The organism is Janthinobacterium sp. SUN211, assembly GCF_030587315.1.
Taxonomy (GTDB): Bacteria; Pseudomonadota; Gammaproteobacteria; order Burkholderiales; family Burkholderiaceae_D; genus Janthinobacterium; species Janthinobacterium kumbetense.
This window is the reverse complement of record NZ_JAPWIC010000003.1, coordinates 212,284-232,281: the sequence shown is the minus strand read 5'-3', so window position 1 is coordinate 232,281 and position 19,998 is coordinate 212,284. Positions and strand designations below refer to the sequence as shown.

General features: G+C 63.7%; 18 protein-coding genes. 9 read left to right on the top strand and 9 right to left on the bottom strand.

Annotated features, from left to right (window positions below; genetic code table 11):
- Positions 1-201: 201 nt before the first annotated feature.
- Both rarD and ettA read left to right on the top strand, forming a co-directional pair.
- Complete coding sequence (rarD, locus tag O3301_RS12285) at positions 202-1,086, top strand: EamA family transporter RarD (protein ID WP_099665892.1); 885 nt, start codon at positions 202-204, stop codon at positions 1,084-1,086.
- Positions 1,087-1,183: 97 nt separating this feature from the next.
- A complete protein-coding gene (gene ettA / locus O3301_RS12280; RefSeq protein ID WP_034752850.1) occupies positions 1,184-2,851 on the top strand; it encodes an energy-dependent translational throttle protein EttA in 1,668 nt (555 codons plus the stop codon).
- 172 nt (positions 2,852-3,023) lie between these two features.
- On the opposite strand, the gene O3301_RS12275 is transcribed toward ettA, so the two are convergent.
- Complete coding sequence (locus O3301_RS12275) at positions 3,024-3,605, bottom strand: porin family protein (RefSeq protein ID WP_099665893.1); 582 nt, start codon at positions 3,603-3,605, stop codon at positions 3,024-3,026.
- A 225-nt stretch (positions 3,606-3,830) separates the two neighbouring features.
- Between O3301_RS12275 and O3301_RS12270 the strand changes: the two genes are divergently transcribed.
- A complete protein-coding gene (locus O3301_RS12270) occupies positions 3,831-4,412 on the top strand; it encodes a molybdopterin-dependent oxidoreductase (protein WP_305056498.1) in 582 nt (193 codons plus the stop codon).
- A gap of 27 nt (positions 4,413-4,439) precedes the next feature.
- Here the strand turns inward: O3301_RS12270 and O3301_RS12265 are convergent, their stop codons facing one another.
- The gene (locus O3301_RS12265) at positions 4,440-4,802 is read right to left on the bottom strand and encodes a hypothetical protein (protein WP_077398469.1); all 363 of its coding nucleotides are present in this window, start codon (positions 4,800-4,802) and stop codon (positions 4,440-4,442) included.
- 265 nt (positions 4,803-5,067) lie between these two features.
- On the opposite strand from O3301_RS12265, the gene O3301_RS12260 reads away from it, so the two are divergent.
- Positions 5,068-6,522 (top strand): sensor domain-containing diguanylate cyclase, encoded by a 1,455-nt coding sequence (locus O3301_RS12260; protein ID WP_305056497.1) that lies wholly within the window; start codon positions 5,068-5,070, stop codon positions 6,520-6,522.
- Between the two features lies 1 nt (position 6,523).
- Here O3301_RS12260 and O3301_RS12255 read toward each other — a convergent pair whose 3' ends face one another.
- The 7 genes from O3301_RS12255 to O3301_RS12225 are packed head-to-tail and all read right to left on the bottom strand — an operon-like array spanning position 6,524 to position 13,602.
- Complete coding sequence (locus tag O3301_RS12255) at positions 6,524-7,366, bottom strand: Rossmann-like and DUF2520 domain-containing protein (protein WP_305056496.1); 843 nt, start codon at positions 7,364-7,366, stop codon at positions 6,524-6,526.
- Positions 7,367-7,375: 9 nt separating this feature from the next.
- On the bottom strand, positions 7,376-7,963 hold the full coding sequence (locus O3301_RS12250) for a DUF924 family protein (protein ID WP_305056735.1): 588 nt from the start codon (positions 7,961-7,963) through the stop codon (positions 7,376-7,378).
- A gap of 16 nt (positions 7,964-7,979) precedes the next feature.
- On the bottom strand, positions 7,980-8,720 hold the full coding sequence (locus tag O3301_RS12245; protein ID WP_099665898.1) for an MgtC/SapB family protein: 741 nt from the start codon (positions 8,718-8,720) through the stop codon (positions 7,980-7,982).
- A complete protein-coding gene (locus tag O3301_RS12240; RefSeq protein WP_077398459.1) occupies positions 8,721-8,975 on the bottom strand; it encodes a hypothetical protein in 255 nt (84 codons plus the stop codon).
- On the bottom strand, positions 8,975-10,798 hold the full coding sequence (locus tag O3301_RS12235; RefSeq protein WP_305056495.1) for an aminopeptidase P family protein: 1,824 nt from the start codon (positions 10,796-10,798) through the stop codon (positions 8,975-8,977). The genes O3301_RS12240 and O3301_RS12235 overlap by 1 nt, the downstream gene beginning before the upstream one ends.
- A gap of 46 nt (positions 10,799-10,844) precedes the next feature.
- Positions 10,845-12,917, bottom strand: a complete 2,073-nt coding sequence (locus tag O3301_RS12230; RefSeq protein ID WP_305056494.1) for a DUF4132 domain-containing protein — start codon at positions 12,915-12,917, stop codon at positions 10,845-10,847.
- Positions 12,904-13,602 (bottom strand): Crp/Fnr family transcriptional regulator, encoded by a 699-nt coding sequence (locus O3301_RS12225; protein ID WP_099665901.1) that lies wholly within the window; start codon positions 13,600-13,602, stop codon positions 12,904-12,906. Before O3301_RS12225 ends, O3301_RS12230 begins: the two co-directional genes overlap by 14 nt.
- 180 nt (positions 13,603-13,782) lie before the next feature.
- On the opposite strand from O3301_RS12225, the gene O3301_RS12220 reads away from it, so the two are divergent.
- Genes O3301_RS12220 through O3301_RS12200 form a run of 5 tightly spaced genes read left to right on the top strand, consistent with a single transcriptional unit; the run spans position 13,783 to position 19,951 of the window.
- Positions 13,783-15,714 (top strand): AMP-binding protein, encoded by a 1,932-nt coding sequence (locus tag O3301_RS12220; RefSeq protein ID WP_305056493.1) that lies wholly within the window; start codon positions 13,783-13,785, stop codon positions 15,712-15,714.
- A gap of 14 nt (positions 15,715-15,728) precedes the next feature.
- On the top strand, positions 15,729-16,544 hold the full coding sequence (locus O3301_RS12215) for an ABC transporter ATP-binding protein (protein ID WP_251349535.1): 816 nt from the start codon (positions 15,729-15,731) through the stop codon (positions 16,542-16,544).
- Between the two features lie 19 nt (positions 16,545-16,563).
- The gene (locus tag O3301_RS12210) at positions 16,564-17,460 is read left to right on the top strand and encodes a branched-chain amino acid ABC transporter permease (protein WP_198521486.1); all 897 of its coding nucleotides are present in this window, start codon (positions 16,564-16,566) and stop codon (positions 17,458-17,460) included.
- Positions 17,461-17,514: 54 nt separating this feature from the next.
- Positions 17,515-18,573 (top strand): branched-chain amino acid ABC transporter permease, encoded by a 1,059-nt coding sequence (locus O3301_RS12205; protein ID WP_034752817.1) that lies wholly within the window; start codon positions 17,515-17,517, stop codon positions 18,571-18,573.
- A 58-nt stretch (positions 18,574-18,631) separates the two neighbouring features.
- On the top strand, positions 18,632-19,951 hold the full coding sequence (locus tag O3301_RS12200) for an ABC transporter substrate-binding protein (protein WP_099665905.1): 1,320 nt from the start codon (positions 18,632-18,634) through the stop codon (positions 19,949-19,951).
- The last annotated feature ends 47 nt before the right edge of the window (positions 19,952-19,998 follow it).

Genomic DNA, 19,998 nt, shown 5'->3' with positions numbered 1-19,998 from the left:
TGATAGGTATTAGCAAATAGCAAGAGTATTTTTGCATGGTTCCGCAGCTGCCCCAAGGTCGTGGTTTTGTGCCGCTCCGCCTTGCTGCGCGGACATGCGGCCATTGATTTGTTGCCATTCTACGCCTCGCCAGCGGCGCCGGGCAGCCCCCGATGTTTTCAGCCATAATGACAGACTGTCTACTCTCCAGCGAAGCCCATCATGAATCCAGGCATGCTCTACGCCTCCCTCGCCTTCCTGTGCTGGGGCCTGTTCCCCCTGTACTTCCACGCCATCGGCGAGATCGCGCCGCAGGAAATCCTGGCGCACCGCATGGTCTGGTCGCTGTTGTTCCTGGGAATCGTGCTGACCGTGCGCCGGCAGTGGAGCTGGCTGGGCAGCCTGAAGGCGCAGCCCAGGGTCGTGGCCAGCTTCGTCGCCAGCGCGTTTTTGCTCTCCGCCAACTGGTTCATCTATATCTGGGCCGTCAACAACGGCCACGTGGTCGACGCCAGCCTCGGCTACTTCATCACGCCCCTGATCAATGTCATGCTGGGCTTTTTGCTGCTGCACGAGCGCCTGCGCCGCCTGCAATGGTTGGCCATCGGCCTGGCCGCCTGCGGCGTGGCCTGGCTCACTTGGCAGGCGGGACAGGTGCCGTGGATCGCCCTGCTGCTGGCGGCCACCTTCGGCGGCTATGGCTTGCTGCGCAAGACGGCCGCGCTGGGCGCGCTGGAAGGCCTGTCGTTCGAAACACTGATTTTATTTCCCCTGGCGCTGGCCTACATGCTGTGGCTGGCCTGGCATGGCCAGAGCGGCTTCGTCAATACAGATTCCACCGCCACGCGCGCGCTGCTGCTGGCGTCCGGCCCCATCACAGCCATTCCCCTGCTGCTGTTTGCCGCCGGCGCGCGCCGCCTGCCGCTGGCCGTGCTGGGGCTGTTGCAATACATCGCCCCCACGGGCCAGCTCTTGATCGGCGTGTGGGTCTTCCACGAATCGTTCACGCCCGAGCGCATGCTGGGCTTCCTCGTCATCTGGACGGCGCTGGCCCTGTATGCGGCCGAAGGGCTGTGGACGGCCCGCAAGGCGCGCGCCGCCGCCTAGTCCTGCCCCTGGCGTCCGTTTCCGCAGCGCACAGCGCTGGCCGGAAGCGGGCGTTTACCGTATCCTGTCCGTCTTTGTATATCACCCGAGATTTCTAATGGCAAATTACGTCTACACCATGAATCGCGTGGGCAAAATCGTCCCGCCCAAGCGCCAGATTCTGAAAGATATTTCCCTGTCCTTCTTCCCAGGCGCGAAGATCGGCGTGCTGGGCCTGAACGGCTCCGGCAAATCGACCCTGCTGAAAATCATGGCAGGCATCGACACCGACATCCAGGGCGAAGCTGTGCCGATGCCGGGCCTGAACATCGGCTACCTGCCGCAGGAACCGCAGCTGGACCCGGCAAAAACCGTGCGCCAGGAAGTCGAGTCGGGCCTGGGCGAAGTGTTTGAAGCGCAAGCCAAGCTGGAAGCCGTGTACGCCGCATATGCCGAGGAAGACGCCGATTTCGACGCCCTGGCCACGGAACAGGCACGCCTGGAAGCGATCATTTCGACCTCCGACGGCGGCAATCTGAATCTGCAGCTGGAAATGGCCGCCGACGCGCTGCGCCTGCCGCCTTGGGACGCCACCATCGGCGTGCTGTCCGGCGGTGAAAAGCGCCGCGTGGCGCTGTGCAAGCTGCTGCTGTCGAAGCCCGACATGCTGCTGCTCGACGAGCCGACCAACCATCTGGATGCGGAATCGGTCGACTGGCTGGAACAATTCCTGCTGCGCTTCCCCGGCACCGTGGTGGCCATCACCCATGACCGCTACTTCCTCGACAACGCGGCAGAGTGGATCCTGGAACTGGACCGCGGCCACGGCATTCCATGGAAGGGTAACTACTCAACCTGGCTGGACCAGAAGCAAGCCCGCCTGAAGCAGGAAGAAGCGACGGAATCGGCGCGCCAGAAGGCGCTGCAGAAGGAATTGGAATGGTCGCGCCAGAACCCGAAAGCGCGCCAGGCCAAGTCGAAAGCCCGCCTGGCCCGCTTCAACGAGCTGTCCGAGCACGAATACCAGAAGCGCAACGAAACGCAGGAGATCTTCATTCCCGTGGCCGAACGCCTGGGCAATGAAGTCATCGAGTTCAAGAACGTGTCGAAAGCGTTCGGCGACCGCCTGCTGATCGATAACCTGAGCTTCACCGTGCCGCCAGGCGCCATCGTCGGCATCATCGGCCCCAACGGCGCCGGTAAATCGACCCTGTTCAAGATGATCACCGGCAAGGAAACACCGGACAGCGGCGAAGTGGCCATCGGCCAGACGGCGCGCGTGTCCATCGTCGACCAGAACCGCGATTCGCTGGCCGACAACAAGTCCGTCTTTGAAGATGTGTCCGGCGGCGCCGACATGCTGACGGTGGGCCGCTTCGAAATGCCATCACGCGCCTACCTGGGCCGCTTCAACTTCAAGGGCTCGGACCAGCAAAAGCAAGTGGGCAACCTGTCCGGCGGTGAACGCGGCCGTCTGCACCTGGCGAAAACGTTGTTAATGGGCGGCAACGTCCTGCTGCTCGATGAACCGTCGAACGATCTGGACGTGGAAACCTTGCGCGCGCTAGAAGACGCCCTGCTGGAATTTGCCGGCAGCGTCATGGTCATTTCCCATGACCGCTGGTTCCTCGACCGTATCGCCACGCACATCCTGGCTTTCGAAGGCAACTCGCAGGTCACCTTCTTTGACGGCAACTATCAAGAATACGAAGCCGACAAGAAGAAACGCCTGGGCGAAGAAGGCGCGAAACCGAAACGTATCCGCTACAAGCCCTTGACCACGTAATTTCGGTCCGGCAATGCAAAAAGGCAGTTACCTCGCGGCAACTGCCTTTTTTTTCAGCACACTTCCAGTTTTTAAAACCGTAGCGAGCGGCAACGAATTGTGGCTGAGAAGCGGAGCTGTGCTCTAGCACAGTGAGCATCGGAGGCCGCAAAGCGTACCGCGCAGTAGGTTTTTAGAAGTTGTAGCGTGCGCCCAGTGCCAGGCCGGTAGCCTTGCGGCCCTGGTCGGCGCTCTTGCCGAAGTGTTCCACTTCCGCCGTCAGCGAGACTTTCTCGTTGATTGCGTATTGGGCGCCGACGGAGGCGTACACGCCCGTCTTGTCGTTGCCGCTGATGCCGGTCGACAAGCCCGTGCCGCTCAAGCTGTTCTTGACCTTGGCTACGCCCAGCTTGCCGAACACGCCGACTTTGTCGGTCACGGGCATGGTGGCCTTGCCGGCCAGGTAGTAGCCGTGCGAATCGCTTTTCACGGAACCGTTGCCGGCGCCGGTGACATAGCTGTAATCCTTGCTGCCGAAATCGGCATAGCCGCCTTCGATTGCCCAGGTTTTATCGAAATCGTAACCGGCGAAGATCTTGGCGCCAGCCTTGTAGCCGCTGTGATTATCGGCGCTGGTGGCGCCAGGAATATCGAAGTTATAACGGTTGCCCGTGACGCCAGCACCCACATACGCGCCTTCGGCGTGGGCGGCGCTCATGCCGGTCAGTGCGGTAACGGATGCGATCATTGCAAACAGGATTTTCTTCTTCATCATGTTCTCTCTCTCAATTAGTGAATGGTGCCTGGATTCGCAGTTCAGCGAAGTGCGATGACTACACAATAACAGCCGAAAAAAGCTACGTCTTTCTCCATTCCGTAAGAACTGTGACAAGATGTAAGCTGACATTGCAAACTGACAATAACCGTAAAATGCGCACTGTTGAGCGAACTTAAGATAGACTTAAGAACATTAGCGATTTTCAGTCCAGAGGAGAAGTGCATGCACAAACGCCAGTTTCTCGCCGCCGGCATGGCCGCCGCGGCCTTGCCCGCCATCGCCCGGGCGACGCCCGCCGGCCTGCGTGGTCCTGCCCTGCTGACCATCACGGGCAGCATCGACAAGCCGAACCGGGGTCCGTTCGACGCCGTGCGCGACCAGATGATGCACAAGCAAAAGATCAGTTTTGAGCGGGCGCGGGCCTTCGACTTTGCGGCGCTGGCGAACTTGCCGGCACGCACCATCCACCCCACCCTGGAATACGATGGCAAGGCGCATGCCCTGCGCGGGCCGCTGCTGGTCGAGGTGTTGAAGGCGGCCGGCGCGCCCGAGGACGATGCCGTGCGGCTGCTGCTGCGGGCCGTGGATGGCTATGCGGCGGCGCTGACCGTGGCGCAGGCGCGCGCGCAGCGTTTTATCGTCGCCACCCACCTGGACGGCCAGGCGATGGCGCTGGGCGGCCTGGGGCCGCTATGGGCGATCCACGATGCGGACCGCATCGCCGCCGTGGCGGCCCTGCCCCTGGCCGAACGGTTCGCCAGCTGCCCGTGGGCGCTGTATCACATTGGCGTGGAGGCTGGCTGAAGCGGTTGAGACAGCGGTTGAGACAGATTACGCGTAGGCTTCCGCCATCGACATCACCCGTGGGGCGATAGTGATGCCGTGTTCCTCGAACAGCGCCGTGATGGCCGCCAGGTTGTGCGTGCATTCCTCGGTTTTCCAGCCCTTGAAGATGTCCGTGCCATCCTTCTGGAAATGCAGATCCAGCACCTTGCCCGCATCCTTGTGCAGGTAGGGCGAACTATAGGTGTTCTCGAAGCCGAGCGCCTTCAATTGTCCCAGCAAGGCATGCGGTGGATGGTCGGGATCGGTGGCGAGAAAAATGCCGAAGGTCTTGCCCGGTGGTTTCGCGGCGATGTCGACCTCGTAGATGCCGGGGGCCTTGCTGACGGACGTACTCTTTAAAAATAACATACAACACTCCCTGCGCGTAATGTCCCGCGCCTGAAACGGGCGGCAAGACAGGGGCGGTGCGCAATGATTCCCCTCGTCAAATCTTATTGCTAATTTGCATCTTTGTCGACAAATCGGCACTTTTATTTGGTAAGTCGTGGTTATCTTGTTGCGTTCGCCAATGTAAATTGTCAATAAAGCCAGTTATCATTGCGCCAATACCCGGCCTGCTGCATACTTTTGGCTTGCGTCAAGATTGCCTTCCCGCCGGCCACCCCTCGTCTCCATGCGTCTTCTGTCGATCAAGTACCGCCTGCTCATACTCCTGACCCTGATCCTGGGGGCGGGCTTCATGGCCACCAGCCTGGCCAGCTACCTGGCTTCGCGCCAAGCCATCGAGCACGGCATCGCCGACCAGACCTTGCCATTGACGGGCGACAATATCTATTCCGAAATCCAGAAGGACATGCTGCGCCCCGTCTTCATTTCCTCGCTGATGGCGCACGACACCTTCGTGCGCGACTGGATACTCGCCGGCGAAAACAAGCCGGAACAGATCGTGCGCTACCTGGCCGAGGTCAAGAAGAAGTACGGCGCCATCACCAGCTTTCTCGTCTCGGACAAGAGCAGCAATTATTACTATGCGGAAGGCACTCTGAAATCCGTCAGCCCGCAAGCCACGCGCGACATCTGGTACTACCGCGTGCGCGCCATGGACACCACCGACTATGAAACGAATGTCGACGTGGACATGGCCAACCGCGACAGCATGACCATCTTCATCAATCACCGCGTCTACGACTACGACGGCCAGTTCATCGGCGCCACCGGCATCGGCCTGACCCTGGCCACCATGAGCCACATCATCGACCGCTACCAGGCGCGCTTCCACCGCAACATCTATTTTGTCGACGGCGCCGGCGCCCTGGTGCTGGCGGGCAAGACCATGCGCAACGGGCATGGCAATATCCGCAGCCTGCCCGGCGTGAACGCCATTGCCGAGCAAATCATCAACCGCCAGAGCGAACCGACGCACCTGTCGTACCAGCTGGGGCGCGCGCAAATCCTCGTCAACTCGCGCTTCATTCCCGAACTGGGCTGGTATTTGGTGGTCGAGCAGAATGTCAGCGACGAAGTCCAGTCGCTGCAGCGCGTCTTCATCTTCAACCTGGCCATCAGCTTTGGCGTCACCCTGCTGGTGCTGGTTTTGACCCTGCTGACGGTGAACCGCTACCAGCGCCGCATCGAACGCATCGCCTCGACGGATGCGCTGACGGGGCTATTGAACCGCCAATCGCTGGAATTGCTGTTCCAGCGCGCCATGCTCTTGTCCAAACGCAACGAACAACCGATGTCCGCCATCCTCTTCGACATCGACTTCTTCAAGCGCGTCAACGATACCCACGGCCACCTGTGGGGCGACAAGGTGATCCGTGGCGTGGCCGACTTGGCGCGCGCCACCGTGCGCGAAAGCGACGTCATCACGCGCTGGGGCGGCGAGGAATACCTGGTACTGCTGAACAATTGCAGCCTGGCGCAAGCGGCGGAAGTGGCGGAAAACCTGCGCGCCGCCGTTGAACGCCACGATTTCGGCCTGCCCGCGCCGCAACTGCCCGTGACGATCAGCCTGGGCGTGGCCGAGTACCGGCCAGAGGAAAGCGAGTCGGCCTTCTTCTCGCGCGCCGACAGCGCCTTGTATCAGGCCAAGCATCACGGCCGCAACGGCGTGCACGCCGCCTGAGTCATCCCCCGCGCTTGCGCCTGGCCAGATCCTGCGTGGGCGCCACCAGCGCCCGGTACAACTCGCCCGTGGCGGCATCCCAGCTTTGCACGGCCAGCTGCTGGCGTTGCACGGTGGCAAAGTCGCCGCGCGCGATGGGGCCGGACAGCGCGGGCGCGGCGCCCAGGCGGAACACGTTCGCCACCGCTTCCGTCACCAGGGGCTGGGCCAGTTCGCGCGCCACGGGCTCGGGAATGCCGGCCGCCTGGTAGGCGCGCAAGGCGGCGTCGAGCACCGTCACCAGGTAATTGCTGGCGAAGACGGCGGCGGCGTGATACAGGGTCTTGGCGGCCGGGTCGATGGGCACGGGACGCGCGCCGATGGCGTTCAAGGCTGGCGTGAGGAAGGCCAGCGCCAGCGGATCGCCTTCGACGCCGCAAAACGTGCCGTCAAAGGTGGCGGCCACCTGCTGCGGGTCGGCAAAGCTGCGGATCGGGTGCGCGCTGGCGACAAACGCGCCGGCCTGCGTGGCGGCCAGCAGCACGTTCGAGGCCAGCGCGCCGCTGCAGTGGAACACGATGGCGCCCGCCTGGCGTCCCTCGGCCACCAGCGCCGCGCAGGCCGGGTCGATCTGGTCGTCGGAGACGGCCAGCATGGTGACGTCGGCGCGCCGCAAGGCCGCATAGCTGGCGACGGGAGTGCCGGCACCGATGAAATCGACAGCCGCCTGCGCCGACGCCATCGAGCGCGTCAGCACGTCCTGCACCAGGATTGCTCCGCCCTGCGTGCCATCCACGCGGGCGAACAAACGGCCCAGCACACGGCCCACATGGCCGGCGCCGATGATATTGAGGGTAACGTTCATGGCGATTTTCTAGAAGCTCGATCCCGGCTGGCGCAAAAATTCCAGCTCTTGCGGCGTGGAGGCGCGGCCGAGGATGGCGTTGCGGTGCGGGAAGCGGCCAAAGCGGGCGATCACTTCCTGGTGGCGCTCGGCGTAATCGAGCATGCCGTCAAAGCCGGGCTGCGCCTGCGACAGCAGCTGGAACAGCTCGACGGCGCGCGCCTGCATGGCCAGGTCTTCCGCGTGCTCGAACGGCAGGTAGACAAAAGCGCGCAGCATGGGCGGCAGCTGGCGGTCCTGCCCCGCGTCCGTCAAGGCGACGGCCAGGGCCAGCGCCCGGGCGTCGCCGGCAAAGGCGCGCGGCGTACCCCGATAGACGTTGCGCGTGAATTGATCGAGCACGATCAGGCGCGCCAGCGCACCGTGCGGCGTCGCATCCCACGCGCGCAAGCCGCCCTCGATGGCGGCATCGATCAGCGCGCCGAAACGCGCGCGTATCTGCGCATCGAAGCCGTCATCCTTGCGGAACCATTCCACGCGCGACTGGCCGTAGTCGGGGTTATCCGGCGGCAGGAACCAGAAATCGAGTACCTCTTGAGCCTGTGCATCCATGTCCATCCTCTCGGCATCCGTATCAGTTGCGGGCATGCGACAGCTGGAAGCCGGCGATGCCTTCGAAGGCGGCCAGTTCGGCCGACATGGCCGACAGGCTGGCGCCCGTGTTCTTGCCATGCGCGATGGCGACAAAACGCCATTCCTGCATGCCGTCCGTGCTGCCGATGGTCAGCGAGCCGCCGGCAATGTCGTAGCCGCGCTTGGCCGCCATGCGCCGCAGCGCATCTTCGCGCGGAATGAAATCGCGCTTGAAGCGCATGGTGATGGCCACCGCGTGGCGCGATGGCAGCCAGTTCTCCAGTTTTGACAGGAAAATCATCGCCATCGCACACAGGAAGGCCAGACCCATGGCCGACAGGTAAAAACCGATGCCGACCATGATGCCGATCACGGACGAAGCCCAGATCGAGGCAGCCGTCGTCAGGCCGCTGATATTGAAGCCCTCGCGCATGATCACGCCTGCGCCGAGGAAACCCACGCCCGTTACGATGCCCTGGATGACCCGCGTGGGGTCGCTGCCGACGATGGCGCCATGGCCGCCGTACCAGAACTCCGGATAGCCGCCCAGCACCGTCAGCGCGGCCGACGCCATGCACACGAGGCTGTAGGTGCGCATGCCGGCCGCGCGCCCGTGATACGAGCGCTCGTAACCCACCAGCAAGCCCAGCAGCAGTGCGCCAAGCAGGTTCAGCAGGATCACGCCATTCGTCGCCAGCTCGGCCGGCGACCAGTAGGCGCGCAGGAAGTCGATGGTCGGCATTTAGTCCTGGGGCTTTTTCGTCAGCTGCTTTTCAAACGCCACGTCGAGCTTGCTGACGCGGCGCGCCTTTTGCGGTCCCAGGCCATTCACGAAGGCGACAAAGGCGTCCAGTTCCAGCGGCGGGCACAGGGGCGGCAAGCCCGGGCCTTCCGTGAGGAAGAACAGTTCATCGCCCGTGCGCGCCATCGTGTAGAGGCGGTGGCCGGTGCGTTCCTTGAGCCGCTCGATGGCGGACGTGGCGCGGGTCGAGCGCATCAGATGGCTCCCGTGCGCTGTTCCAGCCACGCCAGCGCAGGCGCATCGGCCGGCGCGGCCAGGTGCGGCGCCAGGCGCGCGCGCACGGTGGCGTGATAGTCGTTCAGCCAGGCCGCTTCGTCATCGCGCAGCAGCGAACGTTCCACGCAGCGCGTGTCGATCGGGCACAGGGTCAAGGTTTCGAAGCGCAGGAATTCGCCGAAGGGCGTCGTCCCCGCGGGAACGTTCAGCACCAGGTTCTCGATGCGGATGCCCCACTGGCCGGGACGGTAGACGCCCGGCTCGACGGAAGTGATCATGCCCGGTTCCATGGCCGTCTGCGGCTCCGGCATGGCGGACTGCGAAATCGATTGCGGCCCTTCATGCACGTTGAGGAAGAAGCCCACGCCGTGGCCCGTGCCGTGGCCGAAGTCGATGCCTTCGGCCCACAGGGGCGCGCGGGCGATGGAATCGAGCATGGGCGACTTCACGCCGCGCGGGAATTGCGCGCGCGACAGCGCGATCATGCTGCGCAAGACCAGGGTGAAATCGCGCCTGTGCTCGACCGTGATCGCGCCGACGGGGACCACGCGGGTGATATCCGTGGTGCCGCCCCAATACTGGCCACCCGAGTCGATCAACAGCAAGCCGTCGCCTTCGATAGTGGCGGCCGAATCCGCATGGGCGTGGTAATGCATGATGGCGCCATGCGCATTGAAGCCGGCGATGGTGCCGAAACTGGGGCTGACAAACCCGGCGCGGCGGGCGCGGGCAGCCGTCAGGTGCTCGTCGACGCCGATTTCCGTCAACGGCGCACGTTGCGGGTCGGCCAGGGTGCGATCTAACCAGCTGAAAAACTCGCACAGGGCGGCGCCATCCTGCTCCATGGCGGCGCGCACGTGCGCCGCTTCGGCATCCGTCTTGCGCGACTTGGCCAGGGTGGTCGGGTTGATGGATTCGACCACCTGCACGCCATCGGCCACGGCCTGGCGCGTGCCGAACGTGATGCGGCGCGGGTCGAGCAGCAAGGTGGCGCCGGCCGGCAAGGCGGCCAGCGCGGCAGCCGTGCGGTCATAGGCGGCCACGTCCACGCCCTGCTCTTCCAGAATGGCGCGCAGGGCCGCCGGCACCTTGCCGTCGGCGACGAACAGGGTGGCGCGCTCGGGTCCCACCAGCGCATGCGCGAGGAAGACGGGGTTGTAGTTGACGTCCGCGCCGCGCAGGTTGAACAGGTAAGCGATATCGTCGAGGGTGGAAATCACATGGTGGCTGGCGCCCTGGGCCGCCATGCTGGCGCGCAGGGCCGCCAGTTTTTGCGTGCGCGACAGCGAGGGATACGCGGCCGCATGTTCAACCACGGGGGCGGCGGGCATGGCCGGGCGATCCGGCCACACGGCTTGCAGCACATCGGTGTCCGTGCGCAAGGTAACCTGCTCCCCCAGCGCCTGCTGCAGCAGGCGCGCATTGGCTAGGCCCAGCACGGCGCCGTCGACGGCTACCGTCTGTCCCGGCCGCATGGTTTCGCCCAGCCAGTCGATATACAGCACGCTGGCGCCGGACGGGATTTTCTTCAGGACGATGCCGCTGCCGGCCAGTTCGTCTTCCGCCTGTTCCCAGTAGCGGCCATCGGTCCATACGCCGGCAAACTCCTGCGTCACGACCAGGGTGCCGACCGATCCCGTAAAGCCCGACAGCCACTCGCGGCCCTGCCAGCGGGCCGGCAGGTACTCGGACAAATGCGGGTCGGCCGAGGGCACGATGCAGGCGTCGATGTGCTGCGCGCGCATGGCGCTGCGCAGTTGCGACAAACGGGAGGCGGGAGTGGCTTGGTCAGGTGTCTGCATGGGTGCGAAAATGGAGCGGTGCTGGGAAGTGCCTATGATACCGCGATTAGCAGCCGGGCTGCACTCGGTGCAGCGCCAGCAACACCCCGACGGTAGCGGCGATTTTTTCCAGCAGCGCCTCGTCGTAAGGCAGCCACGGCACGGCGGCCAGCTTGTTCCCCTTCGCGAGCACCTCGGTCGCCACCTCGGCGCCGTCCAGCGTGACCCTGCCGGTGGTCAGGTGGATCGCGTGCCTGCCCACCATCAGGTGACGGGGCTCGAGCGCCATGCGCCCTGCTTCGATCTGCTGCGCAAACACCTGACGCAGCACGGTGCGCCGCATGCCCGCCATCGGCCCCGGGGGCAAGTTGGCCAGGTAGGACAAGCGCTCTTCGCGCTGCATGCTTTGCTCTTCTTCCACCAGCGCCAACGCGCTGGCACTGACCAGCAGATCCACCGCGCGGCACGCTTCCGAATAGGCCACAGGCACCAGCGGCAGCATCTGCGCGGGCGCCAGCCCGTTGGACGTGCAGGCGCCGCCCGCGCCTGGATAGACGCGTCCCTCGAGGCGCAGCAATACGCGCCAGGCGCCGAACCCGCGCGACAAGCCTTCATCGTCGTCCAGCCGCCAGCCTTCGCGGCGGGCCAGTCCCAGCAAGGTAGGCAGCGACAGCTGGTAACCGGAAAATGGGGCGCTGCCGTCGCCGGGCGGTGCATATATTTCACGGTACACCTGGCGCAGCGGCTGGCGCACGCGCCGCTGTGCGACCAGCGCCTGCCAGGCGGCGCGCTGCTCTCCGCTGCCGTGCAGGGGATGCCACAGGCCGATCTCGCCTTCGCCCTGCAGCGGCACATCCGCCGGCTGCCCCCATGCATCGATGGCACCCTCGCCATCAAGCATGAAAGCCTGGCCGTCGCCCGTGCGCCAGACCAGCGCGCGCGCCACCGTATCGATATCGGCATCGTCGCGCAAGGCGCGCCATTGATCCAGCCCCAGACGCACGTCGCTGGCATAACCCGCTTCCAGGCGGCGCGCCAGCATGGCCTGGCGCCGCTTGCCCATGGGACCGGGCATGCCGATCCTCCAGGCGATATCGGGCCGTTCGGCCAGCGCCCGTTCGGCCGGTTTCAGATTGCGGTCCAGCTTCTTGCGGATGCCCGCATGGCGCACCTGCGCCAGCGCCGTGCGCAGGGCCAGCAAGCTTTCCGGCGTGGGAATGGTTTCCACCGCATGGCCCAGCGCCATCGCCAACGACTGCGACGGCGCGCTCTTGGCCGTGCCGGGCGCGACGCATACCAAGGGCAGCAAGACGGTGATCACGGGCCTGAACCATGCATCATCGCGATAGGCGGCGACCCGCGCGGCGCGCGCCAGCACCTGAGAGTCTGCCGTGGCAAAGGCGGCATCGGCAGCATACGGCACGCCGCCGTCATGAATGGCGGCGATATGGCGTGCCGCCTGTTCCAGTATCGTGCGCGCAAAATCGACATACGCCGCATCGTCGGCCAGCACGACGGCGGGATCGGCCTCGCCGATACTGTCGCGGTTCCAGTGGCCGCTGTAGCGCGAGCCGGCCAGCGCCAGCAGGGACGCTTGCGCCAGCTGCGGCAGCAATTCCAATTCATGCAAGGTCAATGGCATCGGATAATGGGTGTGACGCTCCTCCATTGCCTGCGCAAATTGCGCAGGGGCGTCGCCGCCAGCAAGGCGCGCCAGCAGGTAGGCCTGGTAGGGGCACTCGGCCCAGCCCGAGGTTTTGCCGAGAATGCGCCGCGCCTGCCCCGCCGTGCCTGCCGGTGCCTCGCCCTGCAGGCAAGCCAGGCAGCCGATGACATACTCCCATTCCCGGTTGTAATCGCCGGCCGCGTCCAGCGCATCGAGGAACATGTCGCCTGCCAGCGCCGGCGCCAGGTTCATGCTGGTCGCTTGCGCCAATAGCGCCGTCGCCAGCTCGCGCCGCGCAGCGTCGTCATGGCCGAAGCGCGCCGCGCGATGCAACGCCCCCCAGATGGCGCCCAGTTCTTCCGGTGTCCAGTCGTTGAAATCGACGGGCGGCCCCGCGAATCGCGCATGCTCGACAAAGCCGCCTTCGAGGCGTACGCGCAGGGCTGCGGCACGCGTGGTCTCAGATGGCATCATCGGCCTCGTAGCGGCGCAAGCCTTCCAGGTCCAGCACGCGGATGCCGCCGTAATCGAGGCGCAGCAAGCCTTTCTTTTCCAGCACCTGCAAGGCCTGGTTGGCGCGCTGGCGCGAAGAGCCCGACAGCAGGCCGATTTCCTCCTGCGAGAGCTGCACCAGCGTCTCCACGCCGGGGTACAAATGCGAGTTGAACATCGACGCCAGGCAGCGCGCCACGCGCGTGTTCAGATCCAGCAAGCGTTCGTTTTCCACCATGCCGATGAACTGGCCCAGGCGCTCGTTGAGCTGCATCAACAGGAAGCGCGTAAACGGTAGACTCGTTTCCAGCAGCCAGTGGAAGGTGGCGCCGGGCAGGCGCGCCACGCGCGTGTCGCGCAAGGCCATGGTGTCGTATTTGCGGATTTCATTCTTCAGCAATGAACCTTCGCCGAACCAGCTGCCGGGCGGCACGCCGATGAAGGTCATGGCCTTGCCGGAGGCGGAAAAGTTATTCATCTTGACCATGCCGCTGATGACGCCGATCCAGTTGTCCACCGGCTCGCCCTTGCGGCACACAAAGCCGCCTTTCGGCACGAAAGTCTCGAACACATCCGCCTCGACCCGGGCCATTTGCACGGGATCGAGCAGCTGCGCCCAGTTGGCCGCGCGCACGGCATCCTTGAGACTGATATCAGGGTAGGTCATTGTGCGATGCACCATCGAAAAGTGGGTAAATGTCCCCGAAAAGACAACTTGGCAAACTAACGCAAGCTACTATCATTGCACAAACGCCTTACACATAAAAAACACAGAGCGCCATCCAACGAGGTGGGGCCTGAGACAAGCAACAGGGAGACACTGGTGCAAACGAATACCACAGCAACAATGCCGACTTTTCCGCGGCGCTTATTGCAACACGGGACAGTACGATCCGACAAGCCCGCCTTTCGCGAAAAACACCTGGGCATCTGGCAAACCTGGACCTGGCGCGAGGTCAACGACGAGGTGCGCGCGCTGGCCTGCGGCCTGGCCGCCATCGGCTTCCAGCGCGGCATGAACCTGGCCATCATCGGCGACAACCGTCCCCGCCTGTACTGGGCCATGCTGGCTGCGCAAAGCCTCGGCGGCGTGCCCGTGCCACTGTACCAGGACGCGCCGGCCGCCGACATGGCCTATGTGCTGCAGGATGCGGAAATCCGCTACGCCATCGTCGAAGACCAGGAGCAGGTCGACAAGCTGCTCGAACTTAAGGCCCTGTATCCGCACGTCGCCCACATCGCCTATGACGATGAACGGGGCATGCGCCATTACCGCCAGCCGGAACTGATGTCGTTTGCCGCACTGCAGACGCTGGGCCGCGCGTACGACCGCGAACATCCGGGCTTTTTCGACGCCGCCGTGGCAGCGGGCCAGGGTAGCGACTCCGCCGTGATCCTGTACACCTCGGGCACCACGGGCAAGCCGAAGGGCGTGTGCCAGAGCCACACGGCGCTGCTGGCCGCAGGCGTTGGCGGCGTCGCCTTCGACCAGCTCACCGACGAGGAAGACATCCTGTCCTACCTGCCCATGGCGTGGGTCGGCGACTGCCTGTTCTCGCTGGCGCAAGCCATGGTGGCCGGCTTCACCGTCAACTGCCCCGAATCGGGCGACACGGTGATGATCGACATGCGCGAAATCGGCCCCACCTGCTACTTTGCGCCGCCGCGCGTGTTCGAGAACATGCTCACCAGCGTGATGATACGCATGGAAGACGCCAGCAGCATCAAGCGCCACCTGTTCAGCCATTTCATGGACGTGGCCAAGCGCTGCGGCGCGCTGATCTTGGATGGCAAGCCAGTCTCGCTGGCGGACCGCCTCAGCTACAAGCTGGGCGAGCTGCTCGTCTACGGCCCCCTGAAAAACGTGCTGGGACTGTCGCGCGTGCGCGTCGCCTACACAGCCGGCGCCGCCATCGGCCCCGACCTGTTCCGCTTCTACCGCTCCATCGGCGTCAACCTCAAGCAATTGTACGGTTCCACCGAAACCTGCGCCTATGTATGCCTGCAACCGGACGGCAATATCAAGTTCGACAGCGTCGGCTTGCCGGCGCCGGGCGTGAAAGTCAAGCTGGCGGCCAATGGCGAAGTGCTGGTGAAGTCGCCCGCCACCATGAGCGGCTACTTCAAGCGGCCCGACGCCACCGCCGAAGTGATCGACGACGACGGCTATTTCCATACGGGCGATGCGGGCGTGTTCGACGGCGAAGGCCACCTGAAAATCATCGACCGCGCGGCCGACGTCGGCAAGATGAATTGCGGTGCCATATTCGCGCCCAACTACATCGAAAACAAGCTCAAGTTCTTCCCCTTCATCAAGGAAGTGGTGGCCTTCGGCCATGCGCGCGACCAGGTGTGCGCCTTCATCAACATCGACATCGAAGCGGTGGGCAACTGGTCCGAACGGCGCGGCATCGCCTACTCCGGCTACACCGACCTGGCGGCGCGCGCCGAGACCTATGGCCTGATCCGCGACTGCATCGAGCAAGTCAACGCGGAACTGGCAGCCGACCCCTTGATGGACCGCACGCAGGTGCACCGCTTCCTCGTACTGCACAAGGAACTCGACCCGGACGACGACGAGCTGACGCGCACGCGCAAGGTACGCCGCAAATTCATCGCCGAAAAGTACGCGGTGCTCATTTCCGCCCTGTATGAAGGCAAGGCAACGCAATACATCGAGACCCAGGTGAAATTCGAGGATGGCCGCCTTGGCTCGACCAGCGCCAACCTGCAGATCTGGGACAGCAAAACGTACCGGCCCCAGGGTCTGGCCGCATGATGGAGCACAGCACGATGCAAATGAATGAACCCGACGCCCATTTCGGCACGGCCCGCAAGACGGGCCCCGTGATCCTCGACCTGAAGAACATCTCGCTGTCGTTCGGCGGCGTGAAAGCCCTGACCGACATCTCGTTTGACGTCAAACAGCATGAAATCCGCGCCATCATCGGCCCGAACGGCGCGGGCAAAAGCTCGATGCTCAACGTGATCAATGGCGTGTACCGTCCGCAGCAGGGAGAAATCATCTACCGGGGCGAACACCGGCGCGGCATGGACTGCTACCAGGCTGCCAAGTCCGGCATCGCGCGCACCTTCCAGAACATCGCCCTGTTCAAGGGCATGACGGTGCTCGACAACATCATGACGGGGCGCAACCTGAAGATGAAGTCGAATTTTCTCTTGCAAGCCCTGTACTGGGGCCCGGCGCGGCGCGAGGAAATCGAGCACCGCAAGAAGGCCGAGGAAATCATCGACTTCCTGGAAATCCAGGCCATCCGCAAGACTCCCGTGGGACGCCTGCCCTACGGCCTGCAAAAGCGGGTGGAGCTGGGCCGCGCACTGGTGGCCGAGCCCGAGATTTTACTGCTCGATGAACCGATGGCCGGCATGAACGTGGAAGAAAAACAGGACATGTGCCGCTTCATCCTCGACGTCAACGACCAGCTGGGCACGACCATCGTGCTGATCGAGCATGACATGGGCGTGGTGATGGATATCTCCGACAGGGTGGTGGTGCTCGATTACGGCAAGAAGATCGGCGACGGCACGCCCGACGAGGTGCGCAGCAACCAGGATGTCATCAACGCCTATCTCGGCGTGGCGCACTAGACGAGGAATAGCCATGAATATCAATTTTTTCTTTGAAGTGCTGATCGGCGGCCTGCTGTCGGGCGTCATGTACGCACTGGTGGCGATCGGCTTCGTGCTGATCTACAAGGCTTCGGGCGTATTCAATTTTGCGCAGGGAGCGATGGTGTTTTTCGCCGCCCTCACCTGCGTCGGCATCATGGACAAGTTCGGCCTGTCGCTGTGGCTGGCGATCCCGCTGACGATGCTCACCATGATCGTACTGGGCATGGCGATTGAAAGAGTGGTGTTGCGCCCGCTCGTCAACCAGCCCGAAATCACGCTGTTCATGGCCACCATCGGCCTGACCTTTTTCATCGAAGGCCTGGCACAGCTGATGTGGGGCTCGCAAGTGCACAAGCTGGACCTGCCCATCGAAGACGTGCCGATGCAATTCCTGATGGACCGCTTCGACATCAACATCTCGCAGTTCGACCTGATGGCGGCCGGCATCTGCGCGCTGCTGGTGATTTGCCTGGCCTTGCTGTTCTCGAAAACCAAGGTGGGCCGCGCCCTGCGCGCCGTCGCCGACGACCATCAGGCGGCACTGGCGGTCGGCATCCCGCTGCAGCGCATCTGGGCTGTGGTGTGGGGCGTGGCGGGCCTGGTGGCCATGGTGGCCGGCTTGCTGTGGGGCGCGCGCAACGGCGTGCAATTCGCCCTCACCTTCATCGCCCTGAAAGCGCTGCCCGTGCTGATCCTCGGCGGCTTTACCTCGGTGCCGGGCGCCATCGTCGGTGGCCTGATCATCGGCGCGTCGGAAAAGCTGGCCGAAGTCTATCTGGGCCCCATGGTGGGCGGCGGCATCGAAGGCTGGTTCCCGTATGTGCTGGCTCTGCTGTTCCTGCTGGTGCGTCCGGAAGGCCTGTTCGGCGAGAAGATCATCCGGCGCATCTGACGCCGCACCGCCGCCGCATGATGCACACGACGCACCCATCACAAAGGACACGCCATGATTTACCGTGAAGCAGGACAATTCAAGACCAGCTACCAAGCTGACAACCAGATTTTCCCGATCCGACAAGACCGCCTGGCGCTGACGGCCACGCTCCTCGTCGCCGTCTTCCTCCTGCCGTATTTCGCCTCGCCCTACATGCTGTCGGCGATCCTGATCCCGTTCCTGATCTTCGCCCTGGCGGCACTGGGCCTGAACATCCTGACCGGTTACGCGGGCCAGCTGTCGCTGGGTACGGCCGCCTTCATGGCCGTGGGCGCGTTCGCCTCGTATAACTTCATGGCCCGCCTGCCCGGCTTGCCGCTGCTGGTGTCGTTCATCCTCGGCGGCCTGTGCGCTGCCATGGTGGGCATCGCCTTCGGCCTGCCCTCCCTGCGCATCCGCGGCTTTTACCTGGCCGCCTCCACCCTGGCAACGCAGTTTTTTGTCGTCTGGTGCCTGACCAAGATCCCGTACCTCACCAACTACAGCTCCTCGGGCGTGATCACGGTGCAGAAGATGACCATCCTCGGCTACCAGTTCGATACGCCGCAAAGCAAATACCTGCTGGTGCTGGCCATCGTGGCCGGCATGGCGCTGCTGGCCAAGAACATGATCCGCTCGAACGTAGGCCGCTCCTGGATGGCCGTGCGCGACATGGACATGGCGGCCGAGGTGATCGGTTTCCGCCTGATGCGCACCAAGCTGCTGGCGTTTGCCGTCAGCTCGTTCTACTGCGGCGTGGCCGGCGCGCTGTATGCATACGCCTACCTGGGCACGGTGGAACCGGAAGCGTACAACCTGGACCTGTCCTTCCGCATCCTGTTCATGATCATCATCGGCGGCGTCGGTTCGATCCTCGGTTCCTTCCTCGGCGCGGCCTTCATCGTGCTGTTGCCCGTCTTCCTGAACACCATCGCGCATGGCCTGGCATTGCCGACCAGCGTGGCCTCGAACCTGGAACTGATGGTGTTCGGCGCGCTGATCATCTTCTTCCTGATCGTCGAGCCGCACGGCTTGGCCAGGCTGTGGCAGATCGCGAAGGAAAAGTTGAGACTCTGGCCCTTCCCCCATTAAGTTTTTGCAGTCGATGTCGGTTCACTTGAATACCAAATAAAACAAGAGGAGACACACAATGAAACACATCAAATCGCTCATGCTGGCCGCCGCCATCGCCAGTGCCGCACTCACCATGGCCGGCAGCGCGCAGGCGCAGGACAAGGAGCAGTACATCGCCCTGCCATCCTACCGCGTGGGTCCCTACGCGGCCGGCGGCTCCGGTTTCTACGGCGGCATCATCGACTACTTCAACCTGGTCAACCAGGCCGGCGGCGTCAACGGCGTGAAGATCAGCTGGGAAGAATGCGAAACCGAATACAACCCCTCGCGCGGCGTCGAATGCTATGAACGCCTGAAAACCAAGCAGGGCGGCGCCACCCTGGTGGAAACCCTGTCCACGGGCGTCGCCTACGGCATCCTGGACCGCGTGGCGCAAGACAAGATCCCCATGACGATGATCGGCTACGGCCGCTCGGACGCCGCCAACGGCAAGGTCTTCCCCTACGTATATCCGCTGATCTCCAGCTACTGGAGCCAGGCTGCCGCCATGATCAAGTACCTGGGTGACAAGGATGGCGGCATGGACAAGCTGAAAGGCAAAAAAATCGTCCACCTGTACCACGATTCGGCCTTCGGCAAGGAGCCGCTGCCCGTGCTCGAAGCGCTGTCGAAACAGTACGGCTTCGAACTGGTGAAAATTCCCGTCGCGCCGCCTGGCAGCGAACAGCAATCGCAATGGCTGCAAATCCGCCAGGCCAAGCCGGACCACGTGATCCTGTGGGGCTGGGGCGTCATGAACTCCGTGGCCATCAAGACGGCGCAGCGCAACGGCTTCCCGCGCGACAAAATGCTGGGCGTCTGGTGGGCCGGCTCCGAGGAAGACACGATTCCATCGGGCGACGCAGCCAAGGGCTACACGGCGATGACCTTCAATACGCCAGGTAACTACCCCGTGCTCGACGACATCCGCAAGAAACTCTACGCGTCCGGCAAGGGCAACCTGTCCGACCAGTCGCGCATCGGCTCCGTCTACCACATGCGCGGCGTGACGGCCGGCATCCTGTGGGTGGAAGCGATCCGCACGGCGCAGGAAAAATTCGGCAAGGGCAAACCGATCACGGGCGAACAGATGCGCTGGGGCCTGGAAAACCTGAACGTCGACGATGCGCGCCAAAAAGCAGTGGGCGCGCTGGGCATGTTCCCCACCGTGAAGACCAGCTGCGACGACCATGAAGGCTCGGGCGCCGTGAAGGTGCAGCAGTGGGATGGCAAGAAGTGGACCGCCATCACGCCGAAGTGGATCGTCGGCGACAAGGCCCTGGTGCGCAAGCTGGTCGAGGAATCCTCGAACAAGTACGCGGAAGAGAAAAAGATCACGCCGGCGTGCATGAAGTAATGCCGTAGGCGAGAGGAACCGGACCGGCCAACGCCGGTCCCGTGTTG